The sequence below is a fragment of the Mycobacterium sp. SMC-2 genome, from assembly GCF_025263485.1.
GTDB lineage: Bacteria > Actinomycetota > Actinomycetes > Mycobacteriales > Mycobacteriaceae > Mycobacterium.
This window is the reverse complement of record NZ_CP079863.1, coordinates 1,741,359-1,765,111: the sequence shown is the minus strand read 5'-3', so window position 1 is coordinate 1,765,111 and position 23,753 is coordinate 1,741,359. Positions and strand designations below refer to the sequence as shown.

Sequence of the window (23,753 nt, the reverse complement as noted above, 5' to 3'; positions counted from 1 at the left end):
GTCAGCCGGGGTTGAGGATCCGCCCCACCTCGGCCCGCGCGGCCGCCCGTATCTCGTCGTCCGTCAGCTCGTCGAGCCCCGTGGCGGTGCGCAGGATCGGCGCGAAGAGCCGCCAACCGAATTGCAGCGCAAGGGCATTGGCGACGGCGAGCCGCGCATCGGTCTCGTCGTCGTGCAGCGGACGCACCCATTCGAGCAACGTCGCGATGGTGGGAAAGCGCTTCTGCAGCTGACCCGCCGGATACCCGTCGAGCACGGTGCGGGCCATGACGCGCATCTGCCGGTCAAGGGCCCGGTCCAGCACGTCGGCGGGCGGCTCGGAGCTCAGCAGGGCGCTCAGGTCGGCGCCCAGGTGATCGAGCACCGCGCCCACCAGTTGGTCCTTGGTGCCGAAGTGACGAAACACCAGCCCGTGGTTGACGTTCGACCGAGCGGCGATGTCGCGGATCGAGGTCGCGGCGGGGCCGCGCTCGGCGAACAGGTCGGTCGCGGCCTCCAGGATCGCCGCGGCCACCTCCGCCCGCCCGGTGGGCATTTTCCCGCGGCCTCTTGCGGGCGCTGTAGTCATGTGGCTACACTACCTGATGTAGTCGATTGACTACACCCGTCTCACGAGGATTGATGAAAAAATGACCGGTCAGATAACCGTCACGAAGCTGGGAAGCCGCATCGGTGCCCGGGTCGACGGGGTGCGCCTTGGCGGCGACCTCGACGCGGAGGCGATCGAGAGGATCCACCAGGCGCTGTTGGCCCACAAGGTGATCTTCCTCCGCCACCAGCATCACCTCGATGACGACCAGCAACTGGCGTTCGCCGGCCTGCTGGGCACGCCCGTCGGCCACCCGGCCGCCGAGGTGCTCGCCGCCAAGAACGCGCCCGTCATCACGCCGATCAACTCCGAGTACGGCAAGGCGAACCGCTGGCACACCGACGTCACGTTCGTCGCCAACTACCCGGCGGCCTCGATCCTGCGTGCGGTCACCCTGCCCCGGTATGGCGGGTCGACGCTGTGGACCAACACCGCGGCCGCCTACGACGATCTGCCCGAGCCGCTCACGTGGCTCGTCGACGACCTGTGGGCGCTGCATACCAACCGCCATGACTACGTCGCCCCCGAAGCATCGACCGACGCGCAGCGCGCGTTCCGGCAGGCCTTCGAGAAGCCGGATTTCCGGACCGAGCACCCCGTGGTGCGCGTGCACCCGGAGACCGGCGAGCGCACGCTGCTGTTGGGAGATTTCGTGCGCGGGTTCGTCGGCCTGGACAGCTACGAATCGACCGTGCTCTTCGAATTGCTGCAACGGCGAATCACCATGCCGGAGAACACTATTCGTTGGAACTGGGCCCCGGGCGACGTCGCCATCTGGGACAACCGGGCCACCCAGCACCGGGCGATCGACGACTACGACGACCAGCACCGGCTGATGCACCGCGTCACGTTGATGGGTGACGTGCCCTTCAACGTGCACCGGCAGCGCAGCCGGGTCGTCAGCGGCGCCCCGCTCGAGGCGATCGCGAGCTAACCCCAGCCGACGTGACGACCCGCATCGCCCGGCTACGCCGCGCTCGCGGTCGTCACGCGTCGGCGGCCGAGCGCACCGGGGCGATCGGCAACCAGCGCAGCGCGCCCGGTGCGCTGGCCGGCACCACCGGATGCTCCGGGGCGATCGGATCCAGCCGACGGTACGGCTGCCCCTGCGCCGGGCGCTGATCCCTTTGGCCCTTGTTCGGCCACAGCGAGGCGGCCCGTTCGGCCTGCGCGGTGATGGACAGCGACGGGTTGACGCCCAGGTTCGCCGAGATCGCGGCGCCGTCCACCACGAACATCGTGGGGTAGCCGTACACCCGGTGGTAGGGGTCGATCACGCCGTGCTCGGGGCCGTCGCCGATCGCCGCGCCGCCGAGGAAGTGCGCGGTCAGCGGGATGTTGAACAGCTCGCCCCAGGTGCCGCCGGCAACGCCGTCGATCTTCTCGGCGATGCGCCGGGTGACCCTGTTCCCGACGGGGATCCAGGCCGGGTTGGGGTCCCCGTGCCCCTGCTTGCTCGTGTACCAGCGGATGCCCAGCTTCCCGCGCTTGGTGTAGGTGGTGATCGAGTTGTCCAGGTGCTGCATGACCAGCGCGATCAGGGTGCGCTCGCTCCACTGGTGGACGTTGAGCATCCGCATCATGCGCCGCGGATCCTCGCGGGCCTGGTCCAACAGCTGCTTCCAGCGCGCCACGTCGGTGCCCTCCGGGCCGGTGCCGTCGGTCATCAGCGTCTGCAGCAGACCCATCGCGTTGGATCCCTTGCCGTAGCGACAGGGTTCGACGTGGGTGTCCGAGGTCGGGTGGATCGACGAAGTGATGGCTACGCCGTGCGTCAGGTCCAGGTTCGGGTCGACCTCGAGCTTGCCGGCGCCGACGATGGACTCGGAGTTGGTGCGGGTCAGCACGCCCAGCCGCTCAGACAGGCGCGGCAACTTGCCCTTGTCGCGCATCTTGAACAGCAGGTGCTGCGTTCCCCAGGTGCCCGCCGCCAGGATCAGGTGCGTCGCCGTGAAGGTGCGCCGGTCCCTGCGCAGCCAGCTTCCGGTGCGCACGGTGCGGACCTCCCACACCCCGTCGGGGCGCTGCTGGAAACCCTTGACCGTCGTCATCGGAATGACTTGCGCCCCAGCCGATTCCGCGAGGCCGAGGTAGTTCTTCAGCAGCGTGTTCTTGGCCCCGTAGCGACAGCCCGTCATGCAGCAACCACACTCCAGGCAGCCGGTGCGCTCCGGTCCCGCGCCGCCGAAGTACGGGTCCGGCACCGTCTTGCCGGGCGTCTTGGTGCCGTCGGGGCCGAAGAACACGCCCACCGGGGTGGGCACGAAGGTGTCACCGCAGCCCATCTCGTCGGCGACTTCCTTCAGGACGCGGTCGGCGTCGGTGAAGGTCGGGTTCGTGACCACCCCTAGCATCCGTTTCGCCTGCTCGTAGTGCGGCATCAACTCGTCGCGCCAGTCGGTGATGTGCGACCACTGCCGGTCTTTGAAGAACGGCTCCGGCGGCACGTAGAGCGTGTTGGCGTAGTTCAGGGAGCCGCCGCCCACCCCGGCGCCGGCCAGGATCATCACGTTGCGCAGCGGGTGGATCCGCTGAATGCCGTAGCAGCCCAGCTTCGGCGCCCACAGGAACTTGCGCAGGTCCCAGGACGTCTCGGCGAAATCCTCGTCGGCGAAGCGCCGCCCCGCCTCCAATACGCCTACGCGGTAGCCCTTTTCGGTCAGCCGCAGAGCGCTGACACTGCCCCCGAAACCCGAACCGATGATCAGGACGTCGTAATCCGGCCTCATCGCACCAGTATGGCCTTACTCACGGGTAACGAGCCAGCGGCCCCCGGCGGGGATCAGCTCCCGACGGTCAGCCCGACCTTCTGGAACTCCTTGAGGTCGCAATAGCCGGCCTTGGCCATCGATCGGCGCAGGCCACCGACCAGGTTCAGGGAGCCGAACGGGTCGTCGGACGGCCCGCCCAGCACCCGCTCCAGCGGCGGCCGCTCACCGAGGGCGATCTGCAGCAACGCCCCGCGGGGCAACGACGGGTGCGCCGCGGCGGCCGGCCAGAACCAGCCCCCGCCGAGCGCCTCGGCGGACTCGGCGAGCGGGGTGCCGAGCACCACGGCGTCGGCCCCGCAGGCGATCGCCTTGGCCAGCTCGCCGGAGGTGTGGATGTCGCCGTCGGCCAGCACGTGCACGTAGCGGCCGCCGGTCTCGTCGAGGTATTCGCGGCGCGCGGCGGCGGCGTCGGCGATGGCGGTGGCCATCGGCACGCTGATGCCCAACACCTCGTCGGTCGTCGTCACCCCCCTCGTCGAGCCGTAACCGACGATGACGCCGGCGGCGCCGGTGCGCATCAGGTGCAGCGCGGTGCGGTGGTCCTGCACCCCACCCGCCACCACCGGGATGTCGAGCTCGGCGATGAAGGTCTTCAGGTTCAGCGGCTCGCCGTCGCTGGCCACCCGTTCCGCGGAGACGATCGTGCCCTGGATGACCAGCAGGTCGATGCCGGCCTGCAGCAGCACCGGGGTCAGCGCCTGGGCGTTCTGCGGGCTGACCCGCACCGCCGTGGTCACGCCGGCCTCCCGGATGCGCGCGACGGCGGATCCCAACAGGTCGGGGTTGAGCGGCGCGGCGTGCAGTTCCTGCAGCAGCCGGATCGACGCCGACGGTTCGGGCTCCTTGGTGGCGGCCTCGACGAGCTGGGCGATCTTGCCCTCCACGTCGGCGTGCCGGCCGATCAGCCCCTCACCGTTGAGCACACCCAGCCCGCCCAGCCGGCCGAGCTCGATGGCGAACTCCGGCGACACCAGGGCGTCGGTCGGGTGGGCCACCACCGGGATCTCGAACCGGTAGGCGTCCAGCTGCCAGGTGGTGGACACGTCCTGCGACGACCGGGTGCGCCGCGACGGCACGATGCTGACTTCGCTCAGCTCATAGGTGCGCCGGGCGTTGCGGCCCATGCCGATTTCGACCATGCCGGCCTCAGCGCGCAAAGTAGTTCGGCGCTTCGACGGTCATGGCGACGTCGTGCGGATGGCTTTCGCGCAGTCCGGCCGAGGTGATCCGGACGAACTGCGCCTGCTGCAGCGCCTCGATGGTGGGCGAGCCGGTGTAGCCCATCGCCGCGCGCAGCCCGCCGGTGAGCTGGTGGATCACCGAGGACAGCGGACCGCGGAACGGCACCCGGCCCTCGATCCCCTCCGGCACCAGCTTGTCCTCGGAGAGCGCGTCGTCGGCGAAGTAGCGGTCCTTGGAGTACGACTTCCCCCCGGCCCTGCCCTGCATGGCGCCCAGCGACCCCATGCCGCGGTAGCTCTTGAACTGCTTGCCGTTGACGAAGATCAGCTCGCCGGGGGCCTCGGCGGTGCCGGCCAGCAGCGAGCCCAGCATGGCCGTCGAGGCGCCGGCGGCCAGCGCCTTGGCGATGTCGCCGGAATACTGCAGCCCGCCGTCGGCGATCACCGGCACGCCCGCCGGGCCGCAGGCCGCGACGGCCTCCAGGATCGCCGTGATTTGTGGCGCGCCGACCCCGGCCACCACCCGGGTGGTGCAGATCGAGCCCGGTCCCACGCCGACCTTGACCGCGTCGGCGCCGGCGTCGACCAGCGCCCGGGCCGCGGCCCGGGTGGCGACGTTCCCGCCGATCACCTCGACCTTCTCGCCCACGTCGGCCTTGAGCTTGCCAACCATGTCGAGCACCAGCCGGTTGTGCGCGTGCGCGGTGTCCACGATCAGGACGTCGGCCCCGGCGTCGACCAGCATCATCGCGCGGACCCACGCGTCGCCGCCGACGCCGACGGCGGCGCCCACCAGCAACCGGCCGTCGCTGTCCTTGGTGGCCAGCGGGTGCTGTTCGGTCTTGACGAAGTCCTTGACGGTGATCAGCCCGGTCAGCCGGCCGTGGCCGTCGACGACGGGCAGCTTCTCAATCTTGTTGCGGCGCAACAGCCCCAGCGCCGCATCGGCGCTCACCCCCTCCTGGGCGGTGATCAGCGGGGCCTTGGTCATCACCTCGGCGACCTTGCGGGTCTGGTCCACCTCGAACCGCATGTCGCGGTTGGTGATGATGCCGACCAGCGCCCCGGAGTCGTCGACCACCGGCAGGCCCGAGATCCGGAACCGGGCGCACAGCGCGTCGACCTGCGCCAGGGTGTTGTCCGGCCGGCAGGTGACCGGGTCGGTGACCATCCCGGCCTCGGAGCGCTTCACCATCTCGACCTGGCCGGCCTGCTCGGCGACCGGCAGGTTGCGGTGCAGCACGCCCATGCCACCCGCCCTGGCCATCGCGATGGCCATCCGCGACTCGGTGACCGTGTCCATCGCGGAGCTGACCAGCGGCACTTTGAGCCTTATCTTCTTGGTGAGCTGGCTGGACGTATCCGCGGTGGCGGGAACCACATCGGAAGCCGCGGGCAGCAACAAGACGTCGTCGAAGGTCAGGCCCAGCATCGCGACCTTGTGCGGGTTGTCGCCCCCGGTGGGCACCGGGTCGTCGACCAGTCCGCCCACGCGCACGTAGGGGCTGCCGACGAGGTCGGAACTGTCTTCCAGGTGGGACAAGCCACGGGTCATCGGTGGGGCCCTCCATACGATGCGGCGTGAGAACCCCATCCTATCGGCTCGCCTGCCCCATGGACCCGCTTGCCGGGGCGCGGCGCGGGCGCCAAACGGCACGGAAACGACCGGCGACTTCCCTGCTGGCGTTATCCCCGCCGGGCTGCGTAGGCTAGTGTGCGTGCGCGATCACCTTCCCCCGGGTTTGCCGCCCGATCCCTTCGCCGACGACCCCTGCGATCCGTCGGCGGCGCTCGAAGCCGTAGAGCCGGGGCAGCCCCTGGACGCCCAAGAGCGGATGGCGGTCGAGGCCGACCTGGCCGACCTGGCGGTGTACGAGGCGTTGTTGGCGCACAAGGGTATTCGCGGGCTCGTGGTGTGCTGCGACGAATGCCAGCAGGATCACTATCACGACTGGGACATGCTGCGGGCGAACCTGCTGCAGTTGCTGATCGACGGCACGGTCCGCCCCCACGAGCCGGCCTACGACCCCGAGCCGGACGCCTACGTCACGTGGGACTACTGCCGGGGATACGCGGACGCCTCGCTCAACGAGGCCACGTCCGACGCCGACGGATACCGCCGCTAGGGCGTGTCCGGCGTCACCGCCGACGTCTGCCCGTGATGCCGGTGCCTGCTCCACGACTGACTCGGCGACGGCGCGACCGACGGGCTCGGCGAAGCCCCGGACGGGGTCGACCACGCTGACGGCGTGTTCGCCGGGGGCGGCAGCGTCGCGTTCGGGTTGCGCGAGCCGACCCTGAGGTTCAACAGTTTCAGCTGATACGTCAGCTCCTGTTTGGCGGCCGGGTCGTCGATCGACTGGACCAGGCTGCTCACCTCGGTCAGTTGATTCCGGGCCTGGTCCCATTCACCCCGGTCGATCGATTCCTGCACCTTGGCCAGGTCGGCCCTGGCGGACAGCATGACCTGATTCTTCCCGTTGACCCGCGGCTGGTCGAAGAACATGGCGTGCAGCCCGTACAGCGTGGTGCCGGGACGGGCCTCGACCACCATGGCGCCGAAGCCGCTCATCACCAACAGCGCCGCGGCGACCGATCCGATCGTCGCCAGGACGCGACGGCTGCGGCGACGGTCGGCCAACCCGGTGCGCAGGGCCGTGACGGCCTCTTCGGCCGACACCAGCGCGCTGGCCGGCGGCCACCGCAAGTTGTCGCGCCAGTCCTCCAGCAGGGTGGCCATCGCGTCCGTGTCGGGGTCACCGACGTGCACCGGCCGACGCTCGGCGAGTGCGTCGAGAAGCAGGTCGGTGCGGGCGAATTCGTCCAGGGATTCAGGCACAGTCACCCGCCGCGATCATTTCGGACTTCAGCCGGGACAGCGCGCGGTGCTGGGCCACTCGGACCGCTCCCGTGGTGCTGCCGACGGCGGACGCGGTCTCCTCGGCGGACAGGCCGACGACGACGCGCAGGATCAGGATCTCGCGCTGCTTGGCGGGCAGGATCTCGAGCAGTTCGCTCATCCGGCTGACCGAATCGGCCTCGATGGCCCGCTGTTCCGGGCCCGCGTCGGACGACCAACGCTCGGGGATCACCTCGGTGGGATAGGAGAGATCGCGGCCGGCGGCGCGATGGGCGTCCGCGACCTTGTGTGCCGCTATGCCGTACAGAAAGGCGAGAAAGGGACGTCCGCGGTCCCGGTAACGCGGCAACGCCGTGATAGTTGCCAAGCACACCTCCTGTGCCACGTCATCCGCCGACAGACCACCCCGCTCGACTGTCCCGACCCGCGCGCGGCAATAGCGCACGACAATCGGACGGATGGTCTCCAGCACCTCCCGTAGTGCGTTGCTGTCCCCCGCCACGGCTTTGGCCACCACGGCGTCGAGACGATCCCCTTGAATTGTCATCGACGGCGGTATCTCCAACGTTACGAACCGGACACATCGCGGGCTAACCGGGCTAACTAACGAAATGACAATAACGGGCGCAAGGCCATTTCAAGCGGAACGCCACGTCGCACCGGCGCGCCGCACTTGGCCTGCGCAGACATCGCGAATTTCGCGCAGTTGCTGTGGCGAGAATGTGACGCTGCCGAGATCAATCAGCAAGCACGCCAACGCCCATCGAAGCGGGACCAGCCCGAGCCGGCCGGTGGCCTCCAGCGCCGCCTCCGCCACCGCCCCGGCGCGCTCGACGGATCCGGCGCCGCACAGTGCGGCCGCCAGCACCACCTCGCTCTTGACCGCGTGCCGCGCCGACGGGACGACCATGGCTCCCGCCAGCTCGGCCGCGTCGTTCGCATGGCGGACGGCGATTTCGCCGTCGCCCTGAGCCATCGCCAGCTCGGCGGCCACCCACCCACGGCGCACCGGCAGCCGGTCGGGCACCGGCCCGGCGGCCAGGACCGAGTCCGCGCGACTCAACAACGTCGTCGCGAGAGCAAAGCGGCCGACGCCCAGCGCGTCGGCCGCCAGCCCGATGAGGGCGTCGGCGCGCGCCTCGGGGTCCGCGCCGGAGACCGCCAGCGCGCGACCGTCCCAGCCGCGCGCCAATGTGTGCCAACCAAGTTGGCGCAGAAACGATCCCTGCGTGCTGTGCGCCAGCGAGACCAGCCGGCCCGCGGGGGCGCTGCGCCGCAGCGTCGCCAGGTCGCGATAGGCGCTGCCGTAGCGGCCCTGCCCGCCCGCGGCGACGGCGCGCAACCACAACTGCTCGGGTGTGACCGCCGTCGGCAGCGGCCACATACCGGGTTCGTCGCCGAAGGCGGCGGCGGCCAACTTCCGGTCAATCACAGAAGTGTGACGCATTTCAATCACAGCGATGGCAGTAAACAGTTTGTGCTGTTCGCGTTACCGAATTGTTAATCACAAGCGGTCCTGTACTAATCGCTGTCGACCCTCTCCTACCCCGTGAACTGCGAACTTTCGTATCCGTCAAGCGCCTGGTAGCACTGTGCGTGTTTCGCCAGTGGTTGACAGATGAACGCGGCGTTAATTCTTTTATAACCATTACATACTTTGCCGGGCTAAGTGGCTATTGACGCAAATTCGCCGCCGGCCCTAACGTCTACGCATGACGGGTAGTCATCGGTGACGCCGCTTCAATTCAGTCGCACAATCGCTTCGCGAACCTGACCTTAGTGGGCGTGCCGTGCAGAGAGGGAGACACCAATGCCACAGCCTGAGCAGCTACCCGGACCCAATGCCGACATCTGGAACTGGCAACTGCAGGGCTTGTGCCGCGGCGTTGACTCGTCGATGTTCTTCCACCCCGACGGTGAGCGCGGCCGCGCCCGCATGCAGCGCGAGCAGCGCGCGAAAGAAATGTGCCGCCAGTGCCCGGTGATCCAGGAGTGCCGTTCGCACGCGCTGGAAGTTGGTGAGCCCTATGGGGTTTGGGGCGGCCTCTCGGAATCCGAGCGCGACATGCTGCTGAAGGGCGACATCGGCCGCACGCGCGGCATCCGCCGCTCGGCCTAGAACGATCCCCGCCTCCGCAAGGGCGAGACAGCAGCGAAAACGTGGCGCAAGATGAGGGGCGTGGCCACATCAACTAACGGCGAGAGCGTCCCGGCCGTTTCCGAACCCACAGTCGTAGTCGGGTCGGTGGCCACCGTGGCCAGCGCCGGAGTCGCGGGATCGGTAGCCACCGTGGCCAGCGCCGGCGTTGCCGGATCGGTAGCCACCGTGGCCAGCACCGCCGTGGCCGGGTCGGCCGGCACGGCCGGCAGCGCGGCCGTCGCCGGAAGTATCGTCACCGCAATGTCTCTCGCGGTTGCCGGCAGCATCGCATGTCTGGGGTGCGCCTTCTGCCAGCGTTGCGTCGCGTGCCTGGGTTGCTTCGGTTGCAAAGCCTGCGTCGGGTGCGTGGGGTGCTACAACTGCTCGGGCCTGCGCTTCGCCGTCGGGCTGCGCGACGTGCACGTCTAAGTTTGAGGTCGGCCAGCCCGGGGTAGGCCCGGCAAATGAAAACGGGCGTATGCGTCGCGGCAGCGGCGCTCGCTGCCGCCATCGCACCGCTGGCCGCATGCGCAAACCAGCAGGGTGGCCAGGCCACCACGTCGCCGTCCTCCAGCGCGCCGCCCGGCGCGGAGCGGATGACGACGCAGTTGAAGAGCGCCGACGGAAACCAGGTCGCCACCGCCACCATCGATTTCGCCAACGGCTACGCGACGGTCACCGTGGAGGCCGGCCCCAATCAGGTCCTGAGCCCGGGTTTCCATGGGCTGCAGATACATTCGGTCGGCAGATGCGAGGCCAATTCGGCCGCGCCGGCGGGCGGCCCGACCGGGGACTTCAACTCGGCCGGAAGCGTCTACCAGGCGCCCGACCACACGGGTTTTCCCGCCAGCGGCGACCTGACCGCGTTGCAGGTGCGCAACGACGGCTCGGCCAAACTCGTCACCACCACCAACCTGTTCACCGCCTCGGACCTGAGAAACAGCTCGGGCACCGCGCTGGTCGTCCACCAGACCGCGGACAACTTGAGCACCGGTTCCACCGGTGAGTCGGGCAGGCGGGTGGCGTGCGGTGTGATCGCCGCGGCCTCGGCGACGACGACCTCGTCCAACTCGACGACGACCAGCGTCACGACGATCACCACCACCACCGCCGTGCCACCGCCGTCCACGAGCACGAGCACGAGCACCGTCACGGTCACCAGCACCCCGACGTACACGTCCGTGCCGACCACGACCGTGACGACCCCGCCCAGCCTCCCGCCACGCTGACGCCTGATCACCACGCCCGCGACGCATAACCCTCGGCGACGACACGCCGATCGCGCGCACTGGTTTCTGTTTCGAGGAACGGCCCGACGCTCCTACCCTTCTGACATGCAGACGATGCTGTTCACCCTCGGGTTGGTCCTGTTCCTCATCGGCCTGCTCACCGGATTCGCCGTTCCGGCGCTGACGAACCCACGCATGGCGCTGTCGAGCCACCTCGAGGCCGTCCTGAACGGCATGTTCCTCGTGGTCGTCGGCCTGCTCTGGCCACACCTCCACCTGCCCCACGCGTGGGGAGTCACGGCGGTCGTGCTGATCGTGTACGCCGCCTACGCGAACTGGCTCGCGACCCTGCTCGCGGCGGCGTGGGGCGCTGGGCGCAGACTTGCGCCGATCGCGGCGGCCGACCACGAGGCGTCGGCCGCGAAGGAGCGGATCGTCAGCTTTCTGTTGTTGTCGCTGGCGGTGGCGATCGTTGTCGGCGTGGGCATCGTGATCGTTGGGCTCTGATCACCCGGGCGGCAAAACGGCAAGACCCCCGTTCCTCAGCGGATACGGGGGCCTTGCCGTTCTTGCTTACTTAGTGGTGGCGACGATGCCCGTGGCCGTGGTCGTCGTGTTCGTCGGCCGGCTTGTCGACGATGGCCGTCTCGGTCGTGCAGGATGTACCACCGGGCGAGACGGCAGCTGACCTGTTACTGCCACAAACAGTCTCAGCGGGGTAGGTTGCGGGACCGTTAGCAGGAAGTTGTAAACCGATGCGGGCGCGTCCAAGTAGTGCATATATCCGGAATCGAACGTGAAGGGCCTGCTCCAGAGCGCGCTGATTACATAGCGCATCGACCAAGGAAGCTGACGGCTGTCGTGACGACACATCTGTTCCAAAGCCCGGGCGCCGGTCAGCTAGGTAGGTGCCTTCGGTTTCGGGCGCTGGCAGCGACCGCAGCTATGCCGGGCTATCGCCGCTTTCGGTGGCGGTTGGGCCGTCCACCAGTCCTAGCCGATGGCGGACGACCTGGCGGGCCAGGTCCAGGACTGCCGGGTCGTCGTGCAGTACGAATCTGGCGTCGGCGGCCAGGAGCGTCGCGTGCAGCTCGAATGCGAGCCGGTCGGGGTCCTCGGAGGCGGGAAGTTCGCGCCGCTCAACTGCGGTGGCCGCAATGTCTCGGAGCATCGCGACGAATTCGTCCTGGAAGGCGGCGATCCGTTCCTTGACGGGACCTGGGCGGGTGCCCATCTCCAGTGCCGTGGCAGCGAAGAAGCAACCGCCGGGGAAGACGCGTCGCTGCAGGTAGTTGAAGAACGCTTCGCACAGCGCTACTAGCTGGGTTAGGCCGGGCGGGGCACCGAGCGCGGGCTGTATGACTTCCGCATCGAGGATCCGCTCCGCTTCCTCAACGGTTGCCAGCTGGAGTTGCTGTTTGCTACCGAAGTGGGCGTAAAGGCCGCTCTTGCTGATGCCGGTCGCGGCGGCCAGGTTCCCTATAGAAAGGCCCTCTAGGCCGTCGACCGTGGCCAGCGATGCGGCGGTTCGCAGAATCGCGCTGCGGGTTCGTTCGCCGTCGGCGCGCGGCTGTCGTTGTGCACGGTTGCGCTGGATCATTTCGGTCACCATGTTGACAAGATAGCACGACCGATCGTACTCTCGAATTTAGCACGACCGATCGTGCTAATTGCTCACAAAGGAGCTCGATCATGTACGCAACCACCACCATCAACGGCCTGGACGTCGCCCAAATCGCCGGAACCATCGACGCCGTCACCGCCAACCCCCCTCTAGCACGGTTTCAATTCCGTGCTCGCCACGAGTGGATAGACGGCAGCCACAGCCGCACGACGATCAAGGACTTTTACGGCGTCGGACAAGAAGACGCCTCCCGGACAGCGCCGTTCACTGTCGATTCCGACGAGCCGCCAGTCCTGCTCGGTGAAAACCGGGCGCCCAACGCCAGCGAATATGTCCTCCACGCCCTTGCGTCCTGCCTCACCGGCACGATCGTTTTCCACGCCGCCGCCCGCGGCATCGCACTGGAGGGTCTGGAGGCCACCATCCAGGGAGACCTGGACGCACAGGGCGTCCTCGGGCTCAACGACAGTGTGCGCCCCGGCTACGAGAAGATCCGGGTCACGATCGAGGCCACCGGCGACGTCGATGACAATCAGCTCGCCGAGCTCGCCAGCCTCACCCGCTACTCCCCCGTCCTCGACTTAGTCAGCAACCCCGTCCCCGTTGCCATCGACCTAGTCCGGGCCTGAGCGATCCGCACGGTGTCCGCGCGACCGCGTTGTTTGGCGACGGACCTCCCGTGTGGGGGACGGCGCTAGGGCCACAGAGCCGAAGGACCGGGTCCAGAATTAGCCCCGGCCCTTCGGAACTCAGCACAACCTAGTGGTGGTGATGATGGCCATGGCCATGGCCATGGTCATCAGCCTCCTCGGCCGGCTTGTCGACGATGGCCGTCTCGGTGGTCAGCACCATCCGCGCCACCGACGCCGCGTTGAGCACCGCGGATCGCGTCACCTTCACCGGATCGATCACGCCATCGGCGAGCAAGTCGCCATAGGTGAGCTTGTCGGCGTTGAGCCCGTGACCGGCCGGCAACTCAGCGACCTTGCTCACCGCGACCGCGCCGTCCAGGCCGGCGTTGGTCGCGATCCAGTACAGCGGTGCCGCCAGCGCCTCGGCGAACACGTCGACGCCCGCGGCCTGGTCACCGGACAGCGAGCCGCGCAGTTCCTGCAGCGCGGTGCGCGCCACGATCAGGGCCGAGCCACCGCCCGCGACGATGCCCTCCTCGACGGCGGCCTTGGCGGCCGCGACGGCATCCTCGACGCTTTCCTTGCGTTCCTTGAGCGCGGTCTCGGTGGCGGCGCCCACCTTGATCACGGCCACGCCACCGGCCAGCTTGGCCAGCCGCTCCTGCAGCTTCTCGCGGTCCCACTCGGAATCGCTCTTCTCGATCTCGGCGCGCAACTGCTTGATCCGGTCTGCGACCGCATCCTTGGAGCCGCCGCCGTCGACGATGATGGTGTCGTCCTTGCTGACCACCACGCGTCGGGCCGAGCCCAGCACGTCGGTGCCCACCTCACGCAGCAGCAGGCCGGCGTCGGGGTTGATCACCTGGCCGCCGGTCACCACCGCCAGGTCCTCGAGGAAGGCCTTGCGCCGGTCGCCGAAGAACGGCGCCTTGACGGCAACCGCCTTGAGCGTCTTGCGAATCGAGTTGACGACCAGCGTCGCCAGGGCCTCGCCCTCGACGTCCTCGGCGATGATCAGCAGCGGCTTGCCCGATTCGGCGACCTTCTCCAGCATGGGCAGCAGGTCGGGCAGCGAGCTGATCTTCTCCTGGTGCAACAGGATCAGCGGTTCGTCCAGCACGGCTTCCTGCGAATCGAAGTCCGTGACGAAATATGCCGACAGGAAACCCTTGTCGAAACCGACGCCCTCGGTGAACTCCAGCTCGGTGCTCAGCGTCGAGGCCTCTTCGACGCTGACCACGCCGTCGGTACCGACCTTGCTCATCGCCTCGCCGACCAGCTCGCCCAGCTGCGGATCGCGCGACGACACCGTCGCCACCTGGGCGATGCCCTCCTTGCCGGACACCGGGGTGGCCGCCGCCAGCAGCGCCTCCGACGTCGCGTCGGCCGCCTTCGAGATTCCCACCCCGAGCTCGATCGGGTTGGCGCCGGCCGCGACCAGGCGCAGCCCGCCCTTGACCAGCGCCTGCGCCAGCACGGTCGCCGTGGTGGTGCCGTCACCGGCCACGTCGTTGGTCTTGGTGGCGACCGACTTCACCAACTGGGCGCCCAGGTTCTCGAACGGGTCTTCCAGGTCGATCTCACGCGCAACGGTGACACCGTCGTTGGTGATCGTCGGCCCGCCAAATGCCTTGGCCAGCACCACATGCCGGCCGCGCGGCCCTAGCGTCACCCTGACCGCGTCGGCGAGCGCGTTGACGCCGGCCTCGATCGCCCGGCGCGCGGTCTCGTCGTACTCAATTACCTTGCTCATCAGGCTCCTTGTTTGAAGGGTGGCGACCCGCTTCGCCGCGCTTGCGAACGCCACGTGCTTGAAGGGTGGCGACCCGCTTCGCCCGGCTTCGCCGCGCTTGCGATCGCCACTACCCGCTAACGCGCGCCGCCCCGGAAATCACCCGCGACATGCGCGGGGATCGCCGGGGCGGATCACGGTGCTTACTTCGATACGACGGCCAGCACGTCGCGCGCCGACAGGATCAGGTACTCCTCGCCGTTGTACTTGATCTCGGTGCCGCCGTACTTGCTGTAGATGACGGTGTCACCTTCCGACACGTCGAGCGGGATCCGCTTCTCACCGTCCTCGTCCCAGCGGCCGGGACCGACTGCGACGACGGTGCCTTCCTGCGGCTTCTCCTTGGCGGTGTCAGGAATGACCAGACCGGACGCGGTCGTGGTCTCGGCCTCGTTGGCCTGCACGAGAATCTTGTCCTCGAGTGGCTTGATGTTCACCTTCGCCACGATTGGAGCCCTCCACTAGTTAGATCGGGTCCGGGGCGGTCGCCCCGGAATTATCAGGGGATTCGGCAGTCGTCCGATCCCGAGCGTCGTCGTCGCGGGTGCCGACACAAGGTTTGGCCGATTGCCACCTAGCACTCTATACACGAGAGTGCTAGCACTCAAGAGCACCCCGCGGCGTCCCGGGTTTTCGCTACCAGCGATCACCTCACCTGGGCTTTTACCACCGGCAGGCCCGGATCGCTGGGCGCGTCCAGCGGCGACGGCGGCGCCCCGGCGGCTATCAGGTGCGCGGCGAAGGACGCGATCATCGCCCCGTTGTCGGTGCAGAGCCGAGGCCTGGGGATCCGCAACGTCAGCCCGGCCGCCGCGCACCGCTGCTCGGCGAGCTCCCGCAGCCGCGAATTGGCGGCCACTCCCCCGGCGATCAGCAGGGTGGAGACGCCGAGCCCCGTCGCCGCGCGCACCGCCTTGCGGGTCAGCACGTCGGCGACGGCCTCCTGGAACCCCGCGGCGACGTCGGCGTTCACCGCGTCCGGGTGGCTCTCCAGGTAGCGGGCGACGGCCGTCTTGAGCCCGGAGAAGCTGAAGGCGTACGGGTCATCGCCCGGGCCGGTCATGCCGCGCGGGAAGGCGACCGCGTCGCGATCGCCGGTGCGGGCCAGGTCGTCGAGCACCTTGCCGCCCGGGTAGCCCAGCCCCAGCAGCCGGGCCACCTTGTCGTAGGCCTCGCCGGCGGCGTCATCGACGGTGCTGCCCAGCTCGACGATCGGTTCGCCGAGGGATCGCACATGCAGCAGGTGGGTGTGTCCCCCGGACACCAGCAGCGCCACACACTCGGGCAGCGGGCCGTGTTCGTAGACGTCGGCGGCCAGGTGCCCGCCTAGGTGGTTGACGGCGTAGAACGGCACCCCCCACGCGGCCGAATACGCTTTGGCCGCAGCGACTCCCACCAACAGGGCCCCGGCCAGGCCGGGCCCGATCGTGGCGGCGACGATGTCGGGCCTGTCCAGGCCGGCCGTCGCCAATGCGCGGCGCATGGCCGGACCGAGCGCCTCCAGGTGCGCCCTCGACGCGATCTCGGGGACCACGCCGCCGAAGCGGACGTGTTCGTCGACGCTGGACGCCACCTCGTCGGCCAGCAGCGTCACCGTGCCGTCACCGTCGAGCCGCGCAATGCCGACTCCCGTTTCGTCGCAAGAGGTTTCGATCGCTAAGACGATGGTCATAAAGCCCCCCGGCGCATGGTGTAGGCGTCGGCGCCGCTGGCGCGGTAGTAGCGCCGGCGCAGGCCGATCTGCTCGAATCCCACGCTGCGGTATAGCCCGATGGCCGCCTCGTTGTCGGTGCGCACCTCCAGGAACACGACGCCCCCGTCGGCGAAGGCCAGCAGCTCGTCGAGCAACCGGCGGCCGATGCCCTGCCCCTGATACGCGGTGTCGACGCCGATGGTGTGGACCTCGTACTCGTACGGCGGGGTGCGGCCAAGCCGCGAGATTCCGGCATACCCGACGAGCGTGCCGCCGACACGCGCGCCGACGTAATGATTATGCGGGCTGGCCAGTTCCCGGTTGAAGGCCGCCGCGGGCCAGGGGTCGTCGCCGTCGAACAGCTGCCGTTCCAGCTCGGCGCAGCGCGCCGCGTCGGCGGGGGTCAACGCGCCGAGCACCACGGGCTCGCTGGTGGCGGTCACCCGCGCGCCGCCAGCGGTTTGGCGTCCGGGCGGCGAAGATACAGCGCCACCAACGGCATTGGGCGCTGCGACCAGTCGGGCACCGCGGCGACGAGCCCGGCCGGCGCGGGGAATACCGGCCCGCGGTGCGGCAGGTCGAACAGCGCCGCGTGCTCCTTCGAGCCGGCGACCGCCCGGGCCGTGCCGGGGTCGACGTCGGCGGGGGCATTGACCGCCGGGCCGTCGGTGCGCACGCCGTCGCGGTAACGGGCCCAGTAGATCTCGCGCCGGCGGGCGTCGGTGACCACCAGCGTTTCGCCGGTGGTGCGCACGCCGATGGCGTCCAGGCTGCAGACGCCGTGCACCGGGATACCCAGCGCGTGCCCGTACGCGGCGGCGGTGGCCATGCCGGCCCGCAGGCCGGTGAACGGGCCGGGGCCGCAGCCCACCACGACGGCTTCCAGGTCGCCCATCGTCAGCCCGGCATCGGCAAGGGCGGCCAGCACGTTCGGGGTGAGCCGTTCGGCGTGCGCACGGGGGTCGACAGTGACCCGCTCGCCCAGCACGGTCAGATCGTCGCGCCGCACGATCCCGGCCGTCACGGCCGGGGTCGCTGTGTCGAGGGCGAGCACGATGGTCACGAACGAATCCACTGCCAAGTGGCGATCCGCACGTCGGATCCCGTGGGGCGTTCCAGTCGAACGTCGAGGTGCCGCTCGGCGAGGCGTTCCACAATGCCCTCGCCCCACTCCACGACCACGACCGCGTCGTCGAGTTCGGTGTCGAGGTCCAGCGAGTCGAGCTCGCCCAGCAGGTCGGCGCCGTCGGTGTCCAGCAGCCGGTACATGTCGACGTGAATCATCGCCGGCCTGCCGGGCCGGCGCGGCGGGTGCACCCGCGCCAGCACGTACGACGGCGAGGTGACCGGGCCGTCGACGTCCATGGCCGCGGCAATGCCCTTGGCCAGCACGGTCTTTCCCGCGCCGAGCGGACCGGTGAGCACCACGACGTCGCCCGCGCGCAGCTCCTTGCCGAGCCTCGAGCCCAGCGCGATGGTGTCCTCGACCCGTTCCAGCGTGGCCGTGCCCTGCCCATCGGCCCTAGCCACCACGGCGGCGGAGCCTTTCCCGCATCCACCAGGCCGTCCGCGCGGCGCGGCCCGGGGTGGCCCGCCTGACCAGCCGGACCAGCCCGTCGTTGATCGCCTCGGGCTTGTCCAGCAGCGCGAGGTGGCTGGCCCCGCGGACGATGACCAGCTCGGATTGCGGCAGCGAGGCCGCCATCTTGCGGGAATAATCGTCGGGCGTCAGCAGGTCGTGGTCACCGCAGGCGATCAGTGTGGGGATGCGCAGCAAGGTCCACAGGCCCGCGGTTTCGTCGTGGGCTTCCAGGGCGTCCAGGAACTCCACCATGGTCGGGATCGGGGTGCCGTTCATCATCCGCTGCGAGAAGGCGTCCAGGCTCCGGCTGACGTGCAGGTCGCTGAAGGAGGCGGCCCGCAGGACCGGGCCGATCAGCGAGCGCGACACGTTGCGGCCGCGGTGCATCAGCTTCGGCGCCGACCGCGCGGTGAACCGGAACGCTTCCAGCGCAGGGTTTTTCAGGATCTCGCCGAGCGGGGACCTGGCGACCCCTTCGGCCGCGGAGGAGATCAGCGCGGCGCCGACGATCCGGCGCCCGTACTGGTGGGGGAATTGGCCGGCATGCGACAACACCGTCATGCCCCCCATGGAGTGGCCCACCAGCACGACCATCCCGCGCGGCGCGACCACCTGGAGCACGCTTTCCAGGTCTTTTCCGAGTTGGGTCAGCGTGTAGGTCTCGGGTGGGGCCTCGTCGGATTGCCCGTGCCCGCGCTGGTCGTAGAAGACCATCCGGACGCGGGGGCCCAACTGCTGGGGCAGCCGCGTCCGCTGGAAATGGAAGGCGCCCATCCGCAGGCAGAACCCGTGGACGAAGACCATGGTCAACGGGGCGTCCGCGGGTCCGGCTTCGCGGATGGCCAACGACACCCCGTCGGGCGTGGTGACCACGGAGCGGCGGTCGTCATCGATCCTGTCGAAATCCTCGTCGGCGTAAGGGTCTCCGGTGCCGCGGGTGCGCTGGATCATCGAGCGGCGGGCCGAGGCTCCGACGATGGTGGCGAGGGCCGTCACCCCCGTCCCACCCGCAAGCCAAGCCCTCCCGCTCTGGCGCCTGGGAGTTCTCTCACGGCTCAATGGTTCGCGCCTCGCGATAGGTCCTGGTGATGCGCCCGCGCGGGCTGGTCACCACCTCGTAGTGGATGGTGCCGAGCAGGTCGGCCCAGTCCTGCGCGGTGGGTTCCCCGCTGCTGCCGGGCCCGAACAGGATCGCCTCGTCGCCCTCGGCCACGTCGGGCCGGCCGGGACCCAGGTCGACGACGAACTGGTCCATACAGATCCGCCCGATCCCGGGCCGCCGCTTGCCGTTGATCAACACGTCCAACCGTCCGCCGAGCGACCGGAAGACGCCGTCGGCATAGCCGACCGGCAGCAGGGCCAGGTTGGTGTCGCGCTCGGCGGTCCAGGTGTGACCATACGACACGCTCTCGCCCGCACGAATCGATTTCACCAGGGCGACAGGGCATTTCACCGTCATGGCCGGCACCAGCCCCATGTCGCCGAGCTCGGGCACCGGGCTCAGGCCGTACACCGCGACGCCCGGCCGCACCAGGTCGAAGGCCAGATCGGGACGCGACATGGTCGCCGACGAGTTCGCCAGGTGCGCGACCTCGAACCGCACCCCCTGCTCGCCCGCCTGCGCCAGCATGTCGGAAAAGCGTTGGGCCTGAAGGTCATTGACGGGGTTGGCCGGCTGGTCGGCGAACACCATGTGTGACATCAGCCCGCGCAGCCGGATGGCGTCCTCGGCGACGGCCCGGCGCAGCGCGGTCAGCATCGACGGGTATAGCGCCGGGTGGACGCCGTTGCGGTTCAGCCCGGTGTCGACCTTGAGGGTGACCGTCGCGGTCCGGCCCGTCCGGCGCACCGCGTCCAGCAGCTCGTCGAGCTGGCGCTCCGACGACACCGCGATCTCCACGTCGGCCAGCAGCGCGGGCCCGAAGTCGGTACCGGGTTGATGCAGCCAGGCCAGCACCGGCGCCGCGATGCCGTCGGCGCGCAGCGCCAGCGCCTCGGCGACGGTGGCGACGCCCAGCTCGGCCGCTCCGCCGGCTAGCGCCGCGCGCGCGGCCGGCGTGGCCCCGTGACCGTAGCCGTCCGCCTTGACGACGGCCATCACCTGCGCGCGGCCGGCGTGCTCGCACAGCACCCGCACGTTGTGCTCAATGGCGCCCAAGTCCACCACGGCCTCGGCGAGGATGCCGGGCGTCAGGGATGTCGGCGTAACAACCACGGCCGCCATTGTCCCAGAATCGGCCCGGCACGCCGACCGTTGAGTCACGGCGGTCACATCAGCACCTGTGCTGGCGACACCCGATCCGCCGGCGATGAGCTGGGGATACGCGGCGTTCAGATCGTCTGGTGGCGCCCGAAGTACTTGTGATCTTCGCTATAGCCGCCGTAGCCGCTGCCGATCTCGGAGTAGTGGGCCAGGAACTCGATGCCCTTGATCCACTTCACCTGCTTGAAGCCGTGCTGTAGTTCGTTGCGCAGCCGCAGCGGCGCGCCATGACCGTAGCTCAGCGGTTCGTCGTTCATCGTGTAGGCCAGCATGGTCAGGTGGTGGCTCATCTGCTCGATGGGGTGCACGTTGTAGTAGATGCCGCCGGTGGCCCCCAGGCCCATCGAATAGAACGCCACCCATTTCGCCTCGGGCCGCGGTTTGACGATGTCCATGATCGTCCGCATCGACACCCCGCCCCATTTGGCGACGCCCGACCAGGCCTGGATGCAGAAGTGCTGGGTGATCTGCTCGTGGTAGGGCAGCGCCTTCAGCTCGTCGAGGGAGAACTCCCTCGGGTGGTCGACCAGACCCGAGATCCGCAGCCGCCAATCCCGGAAGCCGCCCTGCTCGAGCGCCTTGTATTCGTCGCTGTCCGGCAGGCGGCCGTTGTGCCAGAAGTAGGGCGAGATGTCCTTTTCGGTGAAGGCGCCCGGTTCCGGGTTCATCCGTTCCAGCAGGCGCTGCAGCGGACCGATCAGGGCGTCCCCGACCCGCTGCACGACGCGGGGGTGCCGGATGGTGACCGGGGTGGCCGCCACCCAGCCGACCGCCGTCACCACCATGGCCACGCAGAAGACGCCGAAACCGATCCAGCCGGTGTCGTCGCGGCTGGCGAACATGTGGTTGAGGTTGCGCAGCGCCTCGGTGGCGAACACCAGCGTGACGTGCACGAGGATGAAGAACAGGAAGAACACCAGCACCAGGAAGTGCAGCGAGCGGGCCGCCTGAATGCTGAGCCGCTTGCTGATCACGGTCAGGCGCATCGACAGGGCCGGGGACATCCCCAGCCCGGTGATCAGCGCGGCGGGCGCCGCGATGAACACCACCGTGAAGTAGGCCAGCAACTGCATACCGTTGTAGGCGACCCACCCGTTGTCGTTGGCCGGCCAGTCCAGCGACAGGTACTGGATCGCCACCGATGCGGCGTTGGGGAAGACGTCCCAGCTCATCGGCACCAGGTGGCGCCACTGCCCGGTGGTGAACAGCAACACGTAGAAGACCAGGCCGTTGAGCAGCCAGAGCACGTCGGTGCCCAGATGCCACCAGCGGGCCAGACCGATGGAGTGCCGGAAGCCGGGCAGCCCGAATTGGCCGGGCAGGGCGACGGTGTCGTCGTTGGCGGTCCAGTACCCCTCCGGTACCGGCGGGCCCACGCGCAGCCATTCGTCCTTGCCCGGCGTGCAGTTGCGGGAGAAGTACAGCCGCGGGTGGTCGCACAGGATCTGGATCCCGGACCGGATGATGAAGGTCATCAGGAACAGGTTGAAGAAGTGCGTCCAGCCCTCCCAGGCGTGCATCCCGGGCGGGACGCCGCGGCTGTCGGTGCCGGGGTAGCGCTGGATGAACGCCTGCACCGCCGGCATGTTGTGCAGTCCCTTGCCGATCGCCACCCCCGCGACCAGCAGCGCGAAGCCGATGGGGATGAGCCATAGCAGGTTGAACCATTTGTCGCGGCCCACCCGCAGCTTGGGCGCGGTGGCGCGTCTGGTGAGGTCGAACCCGCCGCCGTAGGTCTGCACGTCGATCTGGTCGTGGGCGGGGTGGATCTCGGCGCTGTAGGACTCCAGCGCCACCTCGACGAGTTCCACTTCCTTGAGCTGCGTGGATCCCGACGACGCGTCACCGGTCCCCGGCCAATTGATGTGCTGTACGGAATCCTTGCCGCTGCCGGACATGCCACTGCGCGTACCCGTCAGTCAGTGCGCAAAAACTTCCGTCGAACGTCGACTTGTTGCGAAGATTTCGGCCCGATCCGCCCGGCAAGTCGACGTTCGGCGGCCGGGCGCTTAGTGCGCGAAGTGCTGGGCCGCGTAGTGGCCGCCGGGCTTGAGCTTGTCCAGCGAGGTGAGCGCGGAGACGGCGTCGTCGTGCAGCGCCCGCGCCAGGTCGGCGGACAGCCCCTCGCGCACCACGATGCGCAGCACCGAGACGTCGGTGGCGTTGTCGGGCATGGCGTAGGCCGGCACTTGCCACCCGTAGGTGCGCAGCTCGTGGGAGACGTCGAACTCGGTGTAGCCCCGCTTCCCGGCGAGCCGGAAGGCGACCACCGGGATCGCCGACCCGTCGGAGATCAGCTCGCAGTGGTCGCTGACGCGCAGCTGCTCGCCCAGCCAGCGCGCCGTCCCCGACAACGCCTGCATGACCTTGCCGTAGCCGTCGCGGCCCAGCCGCAGGAAGTTGTAGTACTGGCCGACCACCTGGTTGCCGGGGCGGGAGAAGTTCAGCGTGAAGGTCGGCATGTCGCCGCCGAGGTAGTTCACCCGGAACACCAGCTCCTCGGGCAGGTATTCCTTGCTGCGCCACACCACGAACCCGACGCCGGGGTAGGTCAGCCCGTACTTGTGGCCGCTGACGTTGATCGACACCACGCGGGGCAACCGGAAGTCCCACTTCAGTTCGGGGTGCAGGAACGGCACGACGAACCCGCCGCTGGCGGCGTCGACGTGCACCGGGACGTCCACCCCGCCGCCGGCGGCCAGCCTGTCCAGCGCGCCACAGATGTCGGCGACCGGTTCCAGTTCACCGGTGTAGGTGGTGCCCAGGATCGCGACCACTCCGATGGTGTCCTCGTCGACGGCGTCCACGACCTGTTCCGGGGTGATGACGTAGCGCCCCTTTTCCATCGGCAGGTAGCGAGGCTCGACGTCGAAGTAGCGGCAGAACTTCTCCCACACCACTTGGACGTTGGAGCCCATCACCAGGTTGGGTGTCCGGCCCTTCCAATCCTTGCCGACCTTCTGGCGCCACCGCCACTTCATGGCCAGCCCGCCGAGCATGACCGCCTCGCTGGAGCCGATCGTGGACACCCCGCACGCGCTGTAGGGGTCGGCGTCGTTCAGGCCGTCGGCGTGGAACAAGTCGGCCACCATGCACACGCAGCGCTGCTCGATGGCGGCGGTGGCCGGGTATTCGTCCTTGTCGATCATGTTCTTGTCGAACGTCTCGGCCATCAGGCGCCCGGCCTCGGGGTCCATCCAGGTGGTGACGAACGTCGCCAGGTTCAGCCGGGAACTGCCGTCGAGCATCAGCTCGTCGTGGATGAAGCGGTAGGCGGCCTCGGGGTCCATCGATTCGTCGGGCATCCGCAGCGCCGGCACCGGCGAGGTGAACAGGCGGCCGGTGTAGGCGGGGGCGATGGAGTGCGCGGGCAAGGACGGATGTTGGGGCACCTGAA

General features: G+C 68.9%; 23 protein-coding genes and 2 pseudogenes. 7 read left to right on the top strand and 18 right to left on the bottom strand.

The window, feature by feature from the left end; translation table 11 throughout:
* Position 1 precedes the first annotated feature (1 nt).
* A complete protein-coding gene (locus KXD96_RS08415) occupies positions 2-568 on the bottom strand; it encodes a TetR/AcrR family transcriptional regulator (RefSeq protein WP_260744145.1) in 567 nt (188 codons plus the stop codon).
* A 61-nt stretch (positions 569-629) separates the two neighbouring features.
* On the opposite strand from KXD96_RS08415, the gene KXD96_RS08410 reads away from it, so the two are divergent.
* Positions 630-1,523 (top strand): TauD/TfdA family dioxygenase, encoded by an 894-nt coding sequence (locus KXD96_RS08410; RefSeq protein ID WP_260744144.1) that lies wholly within the window; start codon positions 630-632, stop codon positions 1,521-1,523.
* 52 nt (positions 1,524-1,575) lie between these two features.
* Here KXD96_RS08410 and KXD96_RS08405 read toward each other — a convergent pair whose 3' ends face one another.
* From KXD96_RS08405 to guaB, 3 genes are read right to left on the bottom strand one after another with little or no spacing between them, the layout of a single operon-like run.
* Positions 1,576-3,318: a GMC oxidoreductase gene (locus tag KXD96_RS08405; protein WP_260744143.1), complete on the bottom strand. Its 1,743-nt coding sequence runs from the start codon at positions 3,316-3,318 to the stop codon at positions 1,576-1,578.
* Positions 3,319-3,371: 53 nt separating this feature from the next.
* A complete protein-coding gene (locus tag KXD96_RS08400) occupies positions 3,372-4,499 on the bottom strand; it encodes a GuaB3 family IMP dehydrogenase-related protein (protein ID WP_260744142.1) in 1,128 nt (375 codons plus the stop codon).
* A 7-nt stretch (positions 4,500-4,506) separates the two neighbouring features.
* Positions 4,507-6,096 (bottom strand): IMP dehydrogenase, encoded by a 1,590-nt coding sequence (gene guaB / locus KXD96_RS08395; protein WP_260744141.1) that lies wholly within the window; start codon positions 6,094-6,096, stop codon positions 4,507-4,509.
* A 163-nt stretch (positions 6,097-6,259) separates the two neighbouring features.
* Here guaB and KXD96_RS08390 point away from each other — a divergent pair, with 163 nt between their 5' ends.
* Positions 6,260-6,667: a DUF5319 domain-containing protein gene (locus KXD96_RS08390; protein ID WP_046186907.1), complete on the top strand. Its 408-nt coding sequence runs from the start codon at positions 6,260-6,262 to the stop codon at positions 6,665-6,667.
* On the opposite strand, the gene KXD96_RS08385 is transcribed toward KXD96_RS08390, so the two are convergent.
* The 3 genes from KXD96_RS08385 to KXD96_RS08375 form a co-directional block, all read right to left on the bottom strand.
* A complete protein-coding gene (locus tag KXD96_RS08385; protein WP_260744140.1) occupies positions 6,664-7,386 on the bottom strand; it encodes an anti-sigma-D factor RsdA in 723 nt (240 codons plus the stop codon). The genes KXD96_RS08390 and KXD96_RS08385 overlap by 4 nt on opposite strands.
* Complete coding sequence (locus tag KXD96_RS08380; RefSeq protein ID WP_066945594.1) at positions 7,373-7,948, bottom strand: sigma-70 family RNA polymerase sigma factor; 576 nt, start codon at positions 7,946-7,948, stop codon at positions 7,373-7,375. Before KXD96_RS08380 ends, KXD96_RS08385 begins: the two co-directional genes overlap by 14 nt.
* A gap of 90 nt (positions 7,949-8,038) precedes the next feature.
* Complete coding sequence (locus tag KXD96_RS08375; RefSeq protein WP_260744139.1) at positions 8,039-8,848, bottom strand: hypothetical protein; 810 nt, start codon at positions 8,846-8,848, stop codon at positions 8,039-8,041.
* 363 nt (positions 8,849-9,211) lie between these two features.
* On the opposite strand from KXD96_RS08375, the gene KXD96_RS08370 reads away from it, so the two are divergent.
* The 4 genes from KXD96_RS08370 (at position 9,212) to KXD96_RS08350 (ending at position 11,277) form a co-directional block, all read left to right on the top strand.
* Entirely contained in the window at positions 9,212-9,520 is a 309-nt protein-coding gene (locus KXD96_RS08370; protein WP_066907726.1) for a WhiB family transcriptional regulator, read from the top strand.
* Positions 9,521-9,571: 51 nt separating this feature from the next.
* Positions 9,572-9,970 carry a hypothetical protein gene (locus KXD96_RS08360; protein WP_396878250.1) on the top strand — a complete coding sequence of 133 codons (399 nt, stop codon included), beginning with the start codon at positions 9,572-9,574 and terminating at the stop codon, positions 9,968-9,970.
* Positions 9,971-10,005: 35 nt separating this feature from the next.
* Entirely contained in the window at positions 10,006-10,770 is a 765-nt protein-coding gene (locus KXD96_RS08355) for a superoxide dismutase family protein (RefSeq protein ID WP_260744136.1), read from the top strand.
* 105 nt (positions 10,771-10,875) lie between these two features.
* Positions 10,876-11,277 (top strand): hydrogenase, encoded by a 402-nt coding sequence (locus KXD96_RS08350; protein ID WP_260744135.1) that lies wholly within the window; start codon positions 10,876-10,878, stop codon positions 11,275-11,277.
* Positions 11,278-11,713: 436 nt separating this feature from the next.
* Here the strand turns inward: KXD96_RS08350 and KXD96_RS08345 are convergent, their stop codons facing one another.
* A complete protein-coding gene (locus KXD96_RS08345) occupies positions 11,714-12,370 on the bottom strand; it encodes a TetR/AcrR family transcriptional regulator (RefSeq protein WP_260744134.1) in 657 nt (218 codons plus the stop codon).
* A gap of 92 nt (positions 12,371-12,462) precedes the next feature.
* Between KXD96_RS08345 and KXD96_RS08340 the strand changes: the two genes are divergently transcribed.
* Entirely contained in the window at positions 12,463-13,023 is a 561-nt protein-coding gene (locus KXD96_RS08340; protein WP_260744133.1) for an OsmC family protein, read from the top strand.
* A 130-nt stretch (positions 13,024-13,153) separates the two neighbouring features.
* Here KXD96_RS08340 and groL read toward each other — a convergent pair whose 3' ends face one another.
* The 10 genes and pseudogenes from groL to KXD96_RS08285 all read right to left on the bottom strand — a co-directional run bounded on the left by groL (position 13,154) and on the right by KXD96_RS08285 (position 23,748).
* Positions 13,154-14,779, bottom strand: coding sequence for a chaperonin GroEL (groL, locus tag KXD96_RS08335; RefSeq protein ID WP_260744132.1), 1,626 nt, complete (start codon positions 14,777-14,779; stop codon positions 13,154-13,156).
* Between the two features lie 182 nt (positions 14,780-14,961).
* A complete protein-coding gene (gene groES / locus KXD96_RS08325; RefSeq protein ID WP_007167930.1) occupies positions 14,962-15,264 on the bottom strand; it encodes a co-chaperone GroES in 303 nt (100 codons plus the stop codon).
* Positions 15,265-15,464: 200 nt separating this feature from the next.
* Entirely contained in the window at positions 15,465-16,490 is a 1,026-nt protein-coding gene (gene tsaD / locus KXD96_RS08320; RefSeq protein WP_260744131.1) for a tRNA (adenosine(37)-N6)-threonylcarbamoyltransferase complex transferase subunit TsaD, read from the bottom strand.
* A complete protein-coding gene (gene rimI / locus KXD96_RS08315; protein WP_260744130.1) occupies positions 16,487-16,954 on the bottom strand; it encodes a ribosomal protein S18-alanine N-acetyltransferase in 468 nt (155 codons plus the stop codon). The genes tsaD and rimI overlap by 4 nt, the downstream gene beginning before the upstream one ends.
* Complete coding sequence (gene tsaB / locus KXD96_RS08310; protein ID WP_260745278.1) at positions 16,951-17,586, bottom strand: tRNA (adenosine(37)-N6)-threonylcarbamoyltransferase complex dimerization subunit type 1 TsaB; 636 nt, start codon at positions 17,584-17,586, stop codon at positions 16,951-16,953. The genes rimI and tsaB overlap by 4 nt, the downstream gene beginning before the upstream one ends.
* Positions 17,571-18,066, bottom strand: a pseudogene (tsaE, locus tag KXD96_RS08305) (tRNA (adenosine(37)-N6)-threonylcarbamoyltransferase complex ATPase subunit type 1 TsaE). The gene tsaB and the pseudogene tsaE overlap by 16 nt, the downstream one beginning before the upstream one ends.
* 123 nt (positions 18,067-18,189) lie before the next feature.
* A pseudogene (locus tag KXD96_RS28745) lies at positions 18,190-18,867 on the bottom strand (alpha/beta fold hydrolase); the annotation flags it as partial.
* 274 nt (positions 18,868-19,141) lie between these two features.
* Positions 19,142-20,308, bottom strand: a complete 1,167-nt coding sequence (alr, locus tag KXD96_RS08295) for an alanine racemase (protein ID WP_260745277.1) — start codon at positions 20,306-20,308, stop codon at positions 19,142-19,144.
* A gap of 116 nt (positions 20,309-20,424) precedes the next feature.
* Positions 20,425-22,254 (bottom strand): molybdopterin-dependent oxidoreductase, encoded by a 1,830-nt coding sequence (locus tag KXD96_RS08290; RefSeq protein WP_260744127.1) that lies wholly within the window; start codon positions 22,252-22,254, stop codon positions 20,425-20,427.
* A 111-nt stretch (positions 22,255-22,365) separates the two neighbouring features.
* A complete protein-coding gene (locus KXD96_RS08285; RefSeq protein ID WP_260744126.1) occupies positions 22,366-23,748 on the bottom strand; it encodes a glutamate decarboxylase in 1,383 nt (460 codons plus the stop codon).
* Positions 23,749-23,753 lie beyond the last annotated feature (5 nt).